13 protein-coding genes are annotated in these 15,288 nt (G+C 31.1%); 4 read left to right on the top strand and 9 right to left on the bottom strand.

Going from position 1 to position 15,288, the window contains the following annotated elements; all coding sequences use genetic code 11:
- Positions 1-410: 410 nt before the first annotated feature.
- Genes Q0772_RS15355 through Q0772_RS15340 form a run of 4 tightly spaced genes read right to left on the bottom strand, consistent with a single transcriptional unit; the run spans position 411 to position 5,587 of the window.
- On the bottom strand, positions 411-1,364 hold the full coding sequence (locus tag Q0772_RS15355; protein WP_298346609.1) for a MoxR family ATPase: 954 nt from the start codon (positions 1,362-1,364) through the stop codon (positions 411-413).
- Position 1,365: 1 nt separating this feature from the next.
- Positions 1,366-2,799, bottom strand: coding sequence for a peptidylprolyl isomerase (locus Q0772_RS15350; RefSeq protein WP_366105908.1), 1,434 nt, complete (start codon positions 2,797-2,799; stop codon positions 1,366-1,368).
- The gene (locus Q0772_RS15345) at positions 2,783-3,607 is read right to left on the bottom strand and encodes a peptidyl-prolyl cis-trans isomerase (protein WP_366105907.1); all 825 of its coding nucleotides are present in this window, start codon (positions 3,605-3,607) and stop codon (positions 2,783-2,785) included. The genes Q0772_RS15350 and Q0772_RS15345 overlap by 17 nt, the downstream gene beginning before the upstream one ends.
- Before the next feature lie 27 nt (positions 3,608-3,634).
- Positions 3,635-5,587 carry a peptidylprolyl isomerase gene (locus Q0772_RS15340; protein WP_298346607.1) on the bottom strand — a complete coding sequence of 651 codons (1,953 nt, stop codon included), beginning with the start codon at positions 5,585-5,587 and terminating at the stop codon, positions 3,635-3,637.
- 149 nt (positions 5,588-5,736) lie between these two features.
- Between Q0772_RS15340 and Q0772_RS15335 the strand changes: the two genes are divergently transcribed.
- Both Q0772_RS15335 and Q0772_RS15330 read left to right on the top strand, forming a co-directional pair.
- Positions 5,737-5,976, top strand: a complete 240-nt coding sequence (locus Q0772_RS15335; RefSeq protein WP_298346605.1) for a hypothetical protein — start codon at positions 5,737-5,739, stop codon at positions 5,974-5,976.
- A 1-nt stretch (position 5,977) separates the two neighbouring features.
- Positions 5,978-6,772: a class I SAM-dependent methyltransferase gene (locus Q0772_RS15330; RefSeq protein WP_298346603.1), complete on the top strand. Its 795-nt coding sequence runs from the start codon at positions 5,978-5,980 to the stop codon at positions 6,770-6,772.
- Here the strand turns inward: Q0772_RS15330 and Q0772_RS15325 are convergent.
- Positions 6,759-7,652 carry a winged helix-turn-helix domain-containing protein gene (locus Q0772_RS15325; RefSeq protein ID WP_298346601.1) on the bottom strand — a complete coding sequence of 298 codons (894 nt, stop codon included), beginning with the start codon at positions 7,650-7,652 and terminating at the stop codon, positions 6,759-6,761. The genes Q0772_RS15330 and Q0772_RS15325 overlap by 14 nt on opposite strands.
- Before the next feature lie 133 nt (positions 7,653-7,785).
- Here Q0772_RS15325 and Q0772_RS15320 point away from each other — a divergent pair, with 133 nt between their 5' ends.
- Positions 7,786-8,547, top strand: a complete 762-nt coding sequence (locus tag Q0772_RS15320; RefSeq protein WP_298346599.1) for a hypothetical protein — start codon at positions 7,786-7,788, stop codon at positions 8,545-8,547.
- Positions 8,548-8,607: 60 nt separating this feature from the next.
- Here Q0772_RS15320 and Q0772_RS15315 read toward each other — a convergent pair whose 3' ends face one another.
- The 4 genes from Q0772_RS15315 to guaA all read right to left on the bottom strand — a co-directional run bounded on the left by Q0772_RS15315 (position 8,608) and on the right by guaA (position 13,188).
- Positions 8,608-8,835, bottom strand: coding sequence for a DUF3820 family protein (locus Q0772_RS15315; protein ID WP_298346595.1), 228 nt, complete (start codon positions 8,833-8,835; stop codon positions 8,608-8,610).
- Positions 8,836-8,838: 3 nt separating this feature from the next.
- The gene (locus Q0772_RS15310; RefSeq protein ID WP_298346594.1) at positions 8,839-9,321 is read right to left on the bottom strand and encodes a DUF922 domain-containing protein; all 483 of its coding nucleotides are present in this window, start codon (positions 9,319-9,321) and stop codon (positions 8,839-8,841) included.
- Between the two features lie 102 nt (positions 9,322-9,423).
- On the bottom strand, positions 9,424-11,358 hold the full coding sequence (locus Q0772_RS15305; RefSeq protein ID WP_298346592.1) for a LysM peptidoglycan-binding domain-containing protein: 1,935 nt from the start codon (positions 11,356-11,358) through the stop codon (positions 9,424-9,426).
- Positions 11,359-11,652: 294 nt separating this feature from the next.
- On the bottom strand, positions 11,653-13,188 hold the full coding sequence (guaA, locus tag Q0772_RS15300; RefSeq protein ID WP_298346589.1) for a glutamine-hydrolyzing GMP synthase: 1,536 nt from the start codon (positions 13,186-13,188) through the stop codon (positions 11,653-11,655).
- Positions 13,189-13,679: 491 nt separating this feature from the next.
- Between guaA and Q0772_RS15295 the strand changes: the two genes are divergently transcribed.
- Entirely contained in the window at positions 13,680-15,239 is a 1,560-nt protein-coding gene (locus Q0772_RS15295) for an MBL fold metallo-hydrolase (protein WP_298346587.1), read from the top strand.
- Positions 15,240-15,288: the final 49 nt, after the last annotated feature.

Below are 15,288 nucleotides of genomic sequence, written 5' to 3'. Positions count from 1 at the left end.
TGAAAGTTTCTATTTTAAAATTAACTTAAAAAAGTGGCGTTAAACCTTATTTTTAAAGGCGACGCAAAATACGAAATTAATGCAATTTTCTAAAAATAAATCAGACAATACAAAGTGTATAAATACTAAATTATTATTGTGCCATTATAATTTAATATCATTTCGTATTTAGCAGTAATTTGGAAAGAAATTTATTGATTTGCTAAACTATTTCTTATTATAAAATACTATCAACATAATTATAACATATACTACCGCTATAACCTTTAATATAGTTGCAATAGATAATAGCGTAATACCAGTTAAAAATCCTATTTCAAAATGAATTATTTATAACAAAGCTCCTATGTAAGTTACCCCCAACCAAAAAGAAATATAATTTAGAGGAATGAAGAACCTTTTGATTTTCATTAAAACAAACTCTTAATAATCAGTTCTTCTGAAATACCTTCTGCTTCAGCTTTATAATTTTTTATAATTCTATGACGAAGAATACTTTGCGCTACTGCTTGAACATTCTCAATATCTGGAGAAAACTTACCATGAATTGCAGCATGAGTTTTAGCAGCTAAAATTAAATTTTGAGAAGCTCTTGGGCCTGCACCCCAATCAATATATGTTTTTATAAGTTCTGGAGCTGCATCAGAATTAGGTCTGGTTTTCCCAACCATAGCTACAGCATATTCAATTACATTATCTGCTACTGGAATACGGCGAATTAAATGTTGAAAATCAACAATTTGATTTGCAGAAAACAAAGCATTAACCTCTGGCTTATCATCATTTGTTGTGGCCTTTACAACATCTACTTCTTCTTGATATGATGGGTAATCTAGATTGATAGCAAACATAAATCTATCTAATTGGGCCTCTGGTAATGGATAGGTTCCTTCTTGCTCAATAGGGTTTTGAGTTGCTAAAACAAAATACGGTAAGTCTAATTTGTAATGATGACCTGCTACTGTAACTGAGCGTTCTTGCATCGCTTCTAATAGGGCAGCTTGAGTTTTTGGAGGCGTTCTATTAATCTCATCTGCTAGAATAATATTAGAAAAAATAGGTCCTTTTATAAATTTAAAATGTCGGTCTTCATCTAATATTTCACTTCCTAAAATATCACTAGGCATTAAATCTGGAGTAAATTGAATACGTTTGAAGTCTAAGCCCAGAGCTTGAGCAATGGTATTTACCATTAAAGTTTTTGCTAAACCAGGTACACCTATTAATAATGAATGTCCGCCAGAAAAAATCGAAATCAATATTTGAGTAACTACTTCATCTTGTCCAATAATAACTTTGGCAACTTCAGTTTTTAAATCTTTAAACTTTTTTACAAACGTTTCAATAGCAGCAACATCTGACATATTAATTATTTTTTAACCAGTTACTAGAAAAATCACAATTTCGATGCTCCTTACTTATTTTAATGTAGGTATCTATTATTTTTTCCTGCTGCCATTTTTCAATGGCCTTTATTTTCTTCTCTTCTAAAGCTAAGTCTTTAATTTTCAGAAAGTCACGAGCATAATCTGCTTTGTGCTCATCAATTCGATCTGTAACAGTTAAAATTTTAAACTTTACTTTGCCTGTTCGGTCTTCCTCTTTTAAAACCAAACTCAGTTCTCCATCTTTCAAATTCTGAATCTGTGCATAAAGTTCAGGATCCATTCTTGTTAATTCAAAGTTATAATCTTGTGTGGTTGGATTTATTAATTGACCTCCATCATTCTTAGTTTCTTTTTCATCACTTACTTCTCTTGCTGCATCAGCAAAAGAAATATCTCCATCAACTATCCGTTTTCTAACATTCTCTAAACGCTCTTTTGCTTCTAGAACAGCTTCAGTTGAAACTTTTGGAGTTAATAATATATGTGCAACATCGTATTCTTGTCCTCTTATTTTCTCTAAGGTAATAATGTGGTATCCAAAATCGGTTTTAAAAGGTTCTGACACTTCTCCAACTTGAAGAGCAAAGGCAACTTGCCTAAATTCTTTTACCATTCTTGGTTGCTTCCTATTTAGAGTATATTTACCTCCTTTACTTGCGGAACCTGGATCTTGAGAATATAAAACAGCTTTTGAACGGAAACTAGCTCCCCTTTCAATTATATCAGCCTTAAATTGTTTTAAACGATCAATAACTCTTTGATTTTCTGCAGCAGACACTTTAGGTTCAGCAATGATTTGAGCTACTTTAAGTTCTGTACCAAATGTTGGCCTTTCATCTTCTGGTATATTATTAAAAAATGTTCTTACTTCTTCTGGCGTTATTTCAATTTCTTCAACAATTTTAGCTTGCATTCTTTGAGCTAATAAGTTAGACTTATTAATTTCGAACATTTCATCTCTAAAACTTTGTTCATCATCTTTTTTGTAAAATTCCAAAAGACGATCCATTGAACCATTAGTTTGTTGAAGAAACTGTTGAATTTGATAATCTACATTTTTTCTTATTTCTGAATCTGAAACAGGTATACTATCTTGGATAGCATGATGTGCATAAAGTTTTCTTTCTAACATTAAACCAAATAATTCACAGTCTTCAATACCCTCAACAGACCCTCCTGCTGCTTTAATCTGATCTTTTTCCTTCTGAAGATCCGACTCTAAAACAATAAAATCTCCAACAACAGCTGCTACTCCATCAACTTTTAATGCTTTAGTTAAATCAACTGAATCAACTTTTTTTTCTGCTTCCTTAACTTCTTCTTCTATTATTTCTTGGGCAAAAGAAAAACTCACAAAACTGAATGCAATACATAAAGTTATAAGTAATTTCAAGTTAATCGTATATTTCAAATTGTTTATTTTTAATTGCATCTTTTGTAATATCTTTTTCTAATTCTTTTATCAGTTCTAATTTTCGTCTATTTATAACTATTTGATCTATAGTTGGCTTCACATACTCTAGTGGTGCAGTATCATTTCTAACTAGAACATCATTAATCTGCATCAAATATACTCCTAATGAATCTTTGAGTTGTACAAAATTAGATTTTTTTAACAGTTGATCTTTATTTTCAGAATTTACCGATGGGATTTTTTTAATAACATGACTTAATTTGATCCATATAGAGTCATTAAATGAATACGATTTAAATTGGATAGAAATAGAATCTAAAGTTTTTATATCATCTTTGTCATAACGTTTAAAGCGTTCTTTAATCTTATCATAATTAATAATATTTTCATCCACATGAATGTAACGAAACTTTAAAAGTTCTTCATTTAATTTAAAGACTTCTTTATTATTAGTATAATACGCCTTTGCTTCATTCATTGCAACTACAGTATCTATGCTTCTTTTTACAAGTGCTTCCAAATAAGCTTTTGTATATAAGTCATTTTTATATTGAACAACTAATTTATTAAATGCTTCTTGTTTTTCTTCAGTCAGATTTAATTTGGCTCCATCCATAAGCAATTGTTGTGTAGCCCACTTATTTATAAAATTCTGAATTAATAGTGTACTATCTTGCTTAGAAGTCCCTTTAGCTACTAAACCAAGAATATCGTCTTGATATAGGTAATTATCATTGACTCTAGCTACAGGAATGCGATCATCGGATTTATTTATAAAATCACATGAGTACACAAATAGTAACAAAATAAAAATCTCTTTAAATCTCACAAACTATTTTTTTAGTTCCTTTTTAATACTTTCAAGTACTTCATTATTCAATTTAATAGGATACTTAGTACTTAAGCCTTCAAGCCATTTTTGTTCTTTGTGATTTTGATAGTCACTGATTACTAAACCTTTAGCTTCATCGAAAGTTTTTTGTTCTTGAGATAAAATATCTTTAACATTTATCAAAGTAAAAGCATCATTATGCTTATATATTTTTGAAATACCTTTTTTGAATTCAAAATCTTTTGGAATTGCTTGATTACTTTTGTCCATGATACCAGAAGTAAAAATAACATCTACCTGATTATTACTATTTATAAGGGATTTTATACGATCTATACTCATATTTTTACTTAACAATTTAGATACTTTTTTAAGCGTTTTTTGTTTTGCTGATGAAGCTACAACTGCATCAACTCTTTTAGGCTTGATATAATTTGCTTTGTTAGATTCGTAAAAATCTGCTATAGAGATTGAGTCTGTCTTTGCTGTATTCCAAATGGTGTTTTCCATTAAATCAAATAACAATAAACCATCTCTATATTCTGCAATTATATTTGCATAATCGTCGTTCTCAAATTCTAGGTTATCTTCTTGATATTTTATTAAGTTATCATTCAAAAAGGCATCATATTTTTTCCTTACTAAGGATTCTAAAGTTTCCTTTTCTCTGGTATTACGTTGCGTATTAGACAAATAAACGCCAAAGTTGTTATAGGTATATTGTTTGTTATCAATTTTAACTAGGGGTTGCCTTCCTTTAAAATCTTGAGGCAATTTCCAAGTTCTCTTAAAATAGTCATCATTCAAAATTGAAATAAAATAATCTAAGTTTGGTCGGTTTTCGCTAATACCATATTTACTTTTTAATTTACTAATTAGGGCGTCATCAATCAACTTAGAACGACTATCACGCTTAACTTTCTCTACCAATTCTGGTTTCATAGCTTCAAAACCAGATACTGGATTCTTATTATGCAACATAATAATATGCCACCCAAACTGAGTTTTAAATGGCTTAGAAATATCACCTTCATTTTCTAAACTAAAAGCCACATCTTCAAACTCTTTAGATCTTAATTGACCTCCAGAAAATGGTTGCATTTTCCCTCCTTTTGATGATGTACTTTTATCATCCGAAAATTGTTTCGCTAAAGCTTCAAAAGCCTCTCCTTGATTTAGTTTTTTATAAATATCCTGAATTCTTACTTCAGGTTTTTCTGCTAGAGTATCTTGCTTATTTTCAATAACCATTATATGAGCAACTGTGCGTTCACCCCGTGATTTTCTTTTATCCAATACATTAACAATGTGGTAACCAAAACGGGTTCTAAAAGGTTTTGATACTTTGCCAACCCCAGTATTAAAAGCAGCGCTTTCAAATTTATATACCATTTTAAAGCCTCCAAAATAACCGAGCTTTTCACCAAAAACTGTTTGTCCATTATGCACTTCTGCTCTAACGATTTCAAAGCCCTCATTTAAAGTTCTGTCACGCAATTTTGTTATTCTATTATATGCGGCAAGAGTATCTTGCGGGTTTGCATTTTCATTTAATTTAATTAGTATATGATTTGCATTAACCTCATAAGACATACGCTCATATGCCTCTTTGACTAGTTCGTCTGTAACTTTAGAATCTGTAATGTAATTTTTAGCCAGTTGCTTTTTATAGTTTGTAAGCTCTCTTATGTAAGATGGCTTTTCATGTAAATCCAAACTTCTAGCCTCTTTTAGCTTCAATTTATAATTTGTAAATAGCTTTAAATACTCATCTATATCTTTCTGAGATTCATCCTGAACCAAATCAAGATTTTTTTTATAAACCCTTAAAAACTCTGAGGCATGAACAGGTTCTTCTGAAACAGTAAAAAGAACATCTTTATCAGTGGATTGTCCTTTTACAATTAACATTGTGCATGCTAAAAATAGAGTGAATAAATATCTTAATTGCATATGGTATTTTTTTTTTCAACGATTACAAAAATACTAATATAAACCTATAATACAAGTTGTTTAGCAAACGATTAAATAAAGCATTTCGTATACCATTTTAAAGTATATTTGAATGGTTTAATCATAAACTTGAAAACTAGTTATAATTCATGCGTAAATTAAAACTAATTTGGGATTTTTATGGTCCCAACGCCAGCAAAACAGCTAAGCATCATGAAATGCACTTAAAGGAATATATTCTGTTGGAAAAACTGGATATCAAAATCACGGGATATGAAACTTTAAGTAACAACCACACTATAGCTTTTCTGGTGGTTAACGAAGACAAAATGAAACCCTTGAGAGATGCTTTAAAACCTCATAGAGGGCAGGTTTATTCTGAACAATAATATGAAATCTAAATATGATGACATAGGAATAAATTACAATGAAACGCGCTCAGCAGATCCTTACATTACAAATCAGCTTTTAAAAAAATTACGCCCTAAAATCAAAGGCCTCTATTTAGATATAGGTTGCGGCACTGGTAATTACACTAGCGTATTTCAAAAAAAAGGGTATGAATTTATTGGGATTGATCCATCCGAAAGAATGCTTAAGGAAGCTAAAACAAAAAACTCTAATATAACATGGAAACTTGGACAAGCTGAAAATATACCCATATTAAACGAAAGTGTAAATGGTATAATTGGTAGTTTAACAATGCATCATTGGAACGATTTAAACAATAGTTTTTTAGAATTAAATCGGGTTTTAAAACCTGATGGACTAATCGTTATTTTTACTTCAACACCTAGACAAATGAAAGGCTATTGGTTAAATCATTATTTCCCAAAGATGCTTGGAGATTCTATGCTACAAATGCCAACTTTAGAAGCCGTTAAAAACGCCCTGTTAAATGCTAAGTTCTTTAATATTGAAACAGAACCTTATTTTGTTAAACCTGATTTAGAAGATTTATTTTTATACTGTGGAAAACAAAACCCGAAACTTTATTTAAAATCTGAAATAAGACATGGAATTTCCTCATTTTCATCATTAGCTAATAAAGATGAAGTAGAAAAAGGTTTGATTAATCTTGAAAAGGATATAGAATCTAATAATATTAATGAGATTATTAAATCCTATGAAAATGATTTAGGAGACTATCTTTTTATTACTGCTAAAAAAGTTAAGTATCCATAACAAGTTTGTATCCAACACCACGAACATTAACAATCTTTACTTTAGAATCAAACTCTAGTTTCTTCCTTAGTTTTGATATAAAAACATCAACCGTTCTACCAATATAATCACCTTCATCTCCCCAAACCATATTTAGAATCACATCACGCTCAACTGTTGAGTTAGCAGAGTTATAGAGCAAAATCAGCAAATCTGTTTCTTTACTTGTTAGCTCTATACGTTGATTGTTTATAACGAGTTCGGTATTGTGCTTATCAAAATGATAAGCTCCTAACGAAATTAAATTAGGATTAGTTTTTTTAGGATTAAAAATCTTCCTTAAAAAATAAATTAATAGTATAACTAAAACTATTAAAGCAAAAATTCCGAGGTAAACCCCACTACCAAACGTTTCTTTTGATGATTCTGAAACTTTATTAGCCAATTTATTATTATCAACCAATTCATCAACAATTGTAAACACAATATTGTAACATGATTTTGGCTGAACTCGAGAATGACAAGGAACTATATCTTCTTTTTCCAAATAATTTACTTCAAAACTATAAGCAATCTGTGAAGTTTTACAGTTTTCAACTTCTACAATGTAATTACTTGCTATTCCAGTTTTATCAACAACCTGCTTAACGGTTGTAACTAAATCTTCAGAATTAAAAACAAAATCTGATTCAAACTGAATACGATATTGATTATTTTCTTTTGTTATTGGCAGAACTCTAGATGTACTATCTTTTGCATGTAACAAAACTTCGTGACCAAGCATACGAAGCGCAACTTCTATATGTTTTTCTTTAGCACTATTTTGCGTAAAACCTGCATGATTAAAAAGAAAAAACAAGCTTAAAAAGCAATAAATAATTTCAAATTGTTTTGAGTTCATACTACAAAACTATTCGAATAAGCGACAATTTATACTGTTTTACACAAAATTTACACTAATTTACATTCAATAGTCACACTCAAGCTACATTTCATATAGATTTGAAAGAAATTAATCAAAAAATTAACGATCTATGAAAAAAACAATTCTAATATCCTTAGCAATTCTAGCTACTTTAAGCTTAGTAGCTTTTACACTTATTAATGAAAATGTAGCAGATATCTCAAAAACTGCAAATATTAAGGCTTCGGAAGAAAATAAAAAAGAGAAAGAAAACAATCGCTTTTCTGATTTTATTTATGACATAGGTACGAGGTTTAGACCAATTAAGAAAAGTGATGTAATTCATGCTACTTCTATCAAGAATTTTGTTGATGAACATGAAATGGGAGAAATCGAATCTGTTAAATCGGTTGAATTTATTATTCTGGAAAAAGATGAGCGAACCGATAAGAGAGCATCAGGAAATAGCGCATCACTTAATAAGACTCAGGTCAATTTCTTAAATGCTTTTGATTATTCTACCAGCTTTCTTATGAAGATTAATTATAAAGATAAAATTTCAACACCGCACTATACGATTGTTCCAGAAGTACAAGCTGAATATATTTATGGTAAAGATGCCTTGGTTAAATACTTTATTAGTAATACTAAAGAAGCAACTGCTAAAATCCCTGAAGATAAATTAAAACCTGCAAAACTATATTTTACAGTGACTAAAAAAGGAACGATTGATGGTGTTTATTTAGATAGATCTTCAGGCTATCCAGAAATAGATAATTTAGTAACTCGTTTAATTTCTGAAACTCCTGGTGGATGGATTCCTGCTACAAACAGCGAAGGAAAAACTGTTGATCAAGAATTAGTTGTTTCTTTTGGGTTAATTGGGTGCTAGGTTTAAAACATATCTTAAAAAAGCTTTGTTATCTTAGATTCTAAAGCTTTTTTTTAAATACTATTTAGGATACTGTTTCTTAATATTACGTATTAAATCCTCCAAGCCATTTAATTTCAATTCGTAAACCTGCTCTAACATCATACCCAATTTTCCTTTAGGAAATCCTTTGCTATGATACCAAACCACATAATACTCAGGTAAATCTATTAAATAACGGTCTTTATATTTTCCGAATGGCATTTTAGTATGCGCTAAATCTATTAAAAACTGTTTATCGGGTAACATAAATTAATCTACAGATTTGAATTTTGAAAAAGTTTTAAGTTCTGCTTTTATAATTTTTTTCCACTTTGCTTGAGCTTCATAATTTCTGGAATAATCAGTTTCATTATCATATTTAGTCTGTAAGCTAGATAATTCAGACTTTATATCATTATGAATTTTTTTTAACTGCTTTTTTACACCATTTGAAATCCGCAATTGACTTATTCGATATCGAAATTTACGCGCATACAATTCTGTAATATCAAAATGTAATTGTTCGTGTCCTAAAATATGATTGTCTGCAACTTCTACCTTATACCAAGACTGTTCTGGATAAAAATGTGCGTGTATGTCTGTATTAAAACTAACAACTTGATTTCTATTAGTTTGTCTTATTGAAAACCCAAAGGTAATTCCAGAAGCTGTTACAGCAGCAGCATCACCATTATTTTGAGGTTTCGCTTTAAAATCAGACCAAGATAGTTTATAAGATTCCCTCCAAGACATAGTGGGTTCATCCTTCTGGAAACATACAAAGCAACAAAGCAAAAGAAGAATTCTTAACATAGATTAAAAGCCAATAAAATATAAAACGAGAAGCTTTAAACCTTATTGCTTTACTTCCACAATTGTTAAATCATCATACTTAACAAGATATACCGAATCATTAAAATAGCCACCAAACATTTTTTTCTTGTAGGCAAATTTATTTTCAACATATTCTGTTAGTGGAGCGCTGTTTACAGACGCATATAAATCTTCAGAAGACACTAATCTCAAAACAACATCCATTGTTAAATCAAACCCTTTTACAGCTCTTTTATTGGGTGTGATATTGTATAATTTATTATACTTTTTAACAAAAGCATTACTATCATCACTATATTCTTTAGACGCTGTAGCAAAATGAAACTGTAAGTTGGATAAATGCATATTATTTATCTGGTCGCCTTCAAAAGCTTTGTTTATACTAGTTGTTAGCAAAACAATTTCTGAAGGAGTAACGTTTTCCTTTTCAGGATCAATTTTATTATTCAAGGATGCTAAAACACTGGTTACATTTGAAGCATAACCTTCATTTTTTGTCTCTAAAAACACATAGTTTTTTCCAGGTTTTAATGCCTCTTCTATATCTTCTTTAGTAACAAAAAATTCATCTTTACCCTCTTTATCTTTTCTAGAGTAAACCAATTTAACAGTATTAAATTCGCGTTTTAGCATACTTGCAATAGCTTTATTTTTACTGTCTGTAATTACAATAATATTATGCGATAATGTATCAGATTTTACAAAATTAACCACCTTCATTTTTAGTAAATCATCCGATGGTCTAGATTGAAACACATTATCGTGCAATTTTAAATTTGTACCAATAGGTGAAATAACTGGCGTGTTATATTTTTTTAATTCAGAGGCAACCTTATTAAAATTTGCTGGCGTTAAAGGCCCAATAACGGCATCAACATTTTCAAAATCATTTTCTCTAGTAATTCTAGCAACTTCACTAACTTCATAACGTGTATCGTAAACATCAACTTTAAGTGACACTCCTAAAGACTTTAATGAATCCAAAGCCATTAAAACACCTGAGTGAAAATCAAGAGAAACATCTAAATACGGATCCTTTTTTAAACTCCTTTTAGCATCACTAATAGAATCAAAATCTACGCGGTGCATCCTAAAAGGCAACATAACCACAATATGCTTTGTATCATAATCGGTAATGCTATTTGTTAAATTAACAACATCTCCTTCACCTTCAATAATACCATCAACAACACTAGAATGTGGAATTTTCAAAATCATACCAGATTTTAAACCGGAATCTTTCAACCCAGGGTTTAAAGCCTCAATTTCCTCTTGCTCCAATCCTAGTTTCAATTTCAACCGGTAAAAACCCTCTTTTGGTAAAACTTTATAATAGCCATATTGCTCATCAAATACTTTCTCAGCTTCCTTCTCTAAATTTGGCACATTAATTACTTCGCCTTCCTTTAAAACCTCTGCCATATTAGGGTTCAAAATCTGTAATTCATCAACAGTTATCCCAAACTTATAAGCAATACGCCATTTCCCTTCCTTGGGTAATACCGTATATTCTTTGGTAGCTTTTACTTCTTCTACAGTTTCTGTAATTTTGTATTTTGGAATTTGCAGCTTATCGCCTTTTTTTAAGGGATTTGCATATAAAAACTTGTTATATTTCTTAATATCATCCTCAGAAACATTGTACTTTTTAGCCAAACTATAAAGTGTTTCTTTACGTTTAGTTTTATGCTCCTTAAATCCCTGAAGCTCTTTGTTTATAGTAACCTTAGGCTTTTTAGCCTTTGAAATAGGAATAATCAAAACCGTATTTGGCTTCAATTCTTTTTTAGCGTCTGGGTTTAACTTATAAATATCAAAAGGTGTTACAAAATAACGCTTTGCAATTCCTTCTATCGTCTCCCCTTTTTTAACCTGATGTGTGCTGAAATTTTGCGCATTAATTGGCATAAAACTAAAAGCGAAAACCAGAGTTAGTACTAATAAAAATCTCTTCATGTTGTTGTAATCTGCTCGATAAATATAATAAAACCTATTTCTAAAACATATACGTCTCATTCTTAATTAAAGATTAAAACGCAATCATTTTTTTAATATAAGCATATAACATGCCAAAATAATTTGGGCGTTACCACAAGGGTCGGGCTTTTTGTTAAAAGTTTTGGCTCGATGCACGCCTCGCCAAAAGCTACCACTTCAATCCCTAACGCGGATATCCGCTAAATTAAAGTTTTCAGTCGCAATAATCTACACTTAAAAATTTCAATCTTCTGTTTTCCGCCTTCTAATAAATCACTCCCATTCTATGGTAGCCGGTGGCTTCGAGCTAATGTCATAAACTACTCTATTAACGCCTTTAACCTTATTTATTATATCATTTGATGTTTTTTGAAGAAACTCATACGGTAAGTTTACCCAATCTGCAGTCATACCATCTGTACTTTCAACAGCACGTAAGGCCACACATTTTTCATAGGTACGTTCATCTCCCATAACCCCAACACTGTTAACAGGTAATAACATAGCACCAGCTTGCCAAACCTTATCATAAAGTCCCCAATCTTTTAAACCTTGAATAAAAATATGGTCTACCTCTTGTAACATACGTACTTTTTCAGCAGTAATATCACCAAGAATTCTAATCCCTAATCCTGGACCAGGAAATGGATGACGCCCAAGTAATTCTGGATCGATACCTAAAGTAGCACCAACGCGTCTTACTTCATCTTTAAAAATAGCGCGAAGTGGTTCTACAATTTTAAGCTTCATAAAATCTGGTAAACCGCCTACGTTATGATGACTTTTAATAGTTGCCGATGGCCCACCAGTAGCCGAAACACTTTCAATAACATCTGGATAGATAGTACCTTGTGCTAACCATTTTACATCTTCTAATTTATTGGCTTCATCATCAAATACTTCAATAAAAGCATTTCCAATAGCTTTACGTTTTTTTTCAGGGTCTTCAATACCTTTTAAAGCATCTAAAAATCTACCAGAAGCATCTACACCCTTCACATTAAGCCCCATACCTTCGTACTGATTCAACACGCTTTCAAACTCATTCTTACGTAATAAACCGTTGTTAACGAAAATACAGTACAAGTTTTTTCCAATAGCCTTATTTAATAATACAGCAGCCACCGTAGAATCTACACCTCCAGAAAGTCCTAAGACCACCTTATCATTCCCAACTTTTTCTTGAATAGCTTCAATCGTTTCTTCAACAAAAGAATCTGGTGTCCAATCTGGGTTTATATCTGCAATACTTACCAAAAAGTTTTCCAGTAATTGCTTACCATCAGTAGAATGATAAACCTCTGGATGAAACTGAATGGCATAAGTTGTTTCTCCTTGAATCTTGTAAGCAGCATTTTTAACATCATTTGTACTCGCTAATAGTACCGCATTTGTTGGTAATGCTTTAATGGTATCACTATGGCTCATCCAAACTTGAGTCCCTTCAGAAATGTTTGCAAAAAATGGTTCACCTTTTTGAATAAAAGACAAATTGGCTCTACCATACTCCCTTGTATTAGAAGGGGCAACCTCGCCACCAGAAAAATGTGCTAAATACTGCGCGCCATAACAAACGGCTAGCATGGGTTTTTTCCCTCTAATCTCTGATAAATCAGGATGCAAAGCATCTTCACCTCTAACAGAATTTGGACTACCAGAAAGAATAACCGCCTTGTATTCTTCTATGTTTTTTGGAATTTTATTGAATGGATGTATTTCGGAGTAAATGTTGAGTTCCCTAACTCTACGGGCAATAAGCTGTGTGTATTGCGATCCGAAGTCTAAAATCAGTACCTTGTCATGTTGCATGCGCAAAAATAGGAATTGATTTGGTTTTGAGGAATTACTGTTTACTCTTTTTTAAACATTTTTTCAACATTCAAAAAACTCCTTAAACACAGGCCATTTTAACGTTGTACCCCTTTTGTCTTACCTGTTAATTTTTATAAGGTTTTATAATTAGTACCTTTAAATCATAACCTAAAATAGAAAAGGTGTTATGAAATTGGTTTTTAAATTAATATTTCTTTGCAGCCTATCTGTATCAAGTCAAAATTTTACTGAAAAGTTGACAGCGTAATAAAACTTACTAAAACACAACCTAACGATACAAATGAAGCTGATAACCCTATCAGACTTGCTATATCCTATAATATTGCATATGGTTTGACATTTTTTTAAATCTAGTTTTTACATGTTTTTCATAAAAACTTTTTATAAGAAATAACATTCAGCTCACTTGTCATCTTATTTTTCTTACTAAAAATTACGTAACTTGCATAGATTCAATAACTATTATTATGGCAACTTACATCTCAGAAGACTTTGTTTCTATTTTTAGAAAGAATAGAAATGGAAAAAACAAAAAATCTGACATCCTAATTTTTGGTGATCCCATAGAAATTATAAGTTACTCCAGTCAAACAAAAGAAACCAAGGTTAGGGTATTAAATCGTTTTTTTAGCCCTTATGAGGGATACATAAAAGGTAAACCAAAAACCATGGAAAAAGGTACTCTAAAAATGTCTATGGTAGATGTACAGCAAGGAGATGGCATGGTGATACAAACTCCAGAAGACAAAATAATTATTGTTGATGGTGGACATAATGTATTATTTACTAGGCACTTCACAGCACGATTCAAATACAAAAGGTCAAATAGCAATAACCCTATTGATGTAGATGCCATAATTATTACGCATGGCGATGCAGATCATTTTAACGGATTAAATGAATTTAAAAAAGCAGAGCATAATTCAAAAAAACGAGTAGCTATTCAACCAAAACGTATATTACATAATGGTTTGGTAAAACGACCAACCTCTGTCCCAGAAACCGATAGATTGGGAAAAACTACAGTTCACAATAATAAAATTTATATCACAGATTTAGTTGAGGATCCAAGAGCTATTCCAATCAGTGAACAAAATTCAAAATTCAAACAATGGTCTAAAACTTTGGATCATTGGGAAACAAGAGCACCAATAACATTCAAAAAAGTACTTCATGGTATGGATGAAGCTGATGTGTTTGACTTTTTTGATGATGAAAACATTAAAATTGATTTGCATGGGCCTTTTCCAGAAAAAGTTACACAGAACAGTCAACAAATCGACGCCTTACCCTTTTTGCATAAGCATGCTCCAGACCCCGAATTAGAAACACAGAATATTGATATTAGTAAACATAAGTATTCTGCATCACATACTATTAATGGTCATTCTATAGCATTTAGATTAACTTACGGTAATGTACGTATCAATTTTACAGGAGACCTCAATGAGGAATCTATGCATGTTTTAGACAAAAAACTTGATGATAGATTATTAAAAGCTGAAGTTTTAAAAGCACCTCACCACGGCTCGCATGAATTTGATTTTAAAACGTTAAAAAAAATGGCGCCAATAGTGTCATTAATATCTTCTGGTGACGATAGTGAGTTTTGGGAATATATGCACCCACGAGCTACTCTTATGAATGCCTTAGGAAAAATTTCAAGAGAAGATCAAGGTATTATTTTTTCAACGGAGTTGGCTGCTTTTTTCAAATATAAAGATACTAGTTTTAAAAATTCAGACTTAAAATCATTCTTCAAAAACAACGATAAAGATAGTTACACAAAAGCTGAACTCACTAAATTATTTTCTAAAAGTATAAAAGATAAAGACCTAAAAAAGTTGGCTTTTTCTGGGTTTGAACGCACAAATTTTGGTTTAATCGAGTTTAGAACTGATGGAGAACGCGTTCTTGTTTTTACACATAGCGGTAAACCATGGGTTAAAGAAGCTTATGCATTTACAGTAAAAAAAGCCGGAAGTGGAAAACGCAAAATTAAGTTTGAAAAACTAAAGACTAGATAGCCAACTCAAAATACTTATACAGTTTTGAATATCAGAAAATTAAAAAGTA

Origin of the sequence: uncultured Algibacter sp. (assembly GCF_947490405.1) — a bacterium.
Taxonomy (GTDB): Bacteria; Bacteroidota; Bacteroidia; order Flavobacteriales; family Flavobacteriaceae; genus Algibacter_B.
Note: the sequence above shows the minus strand (reverse complement) of the source record. Positions and strands in the feature narration are given on the sequence as shown.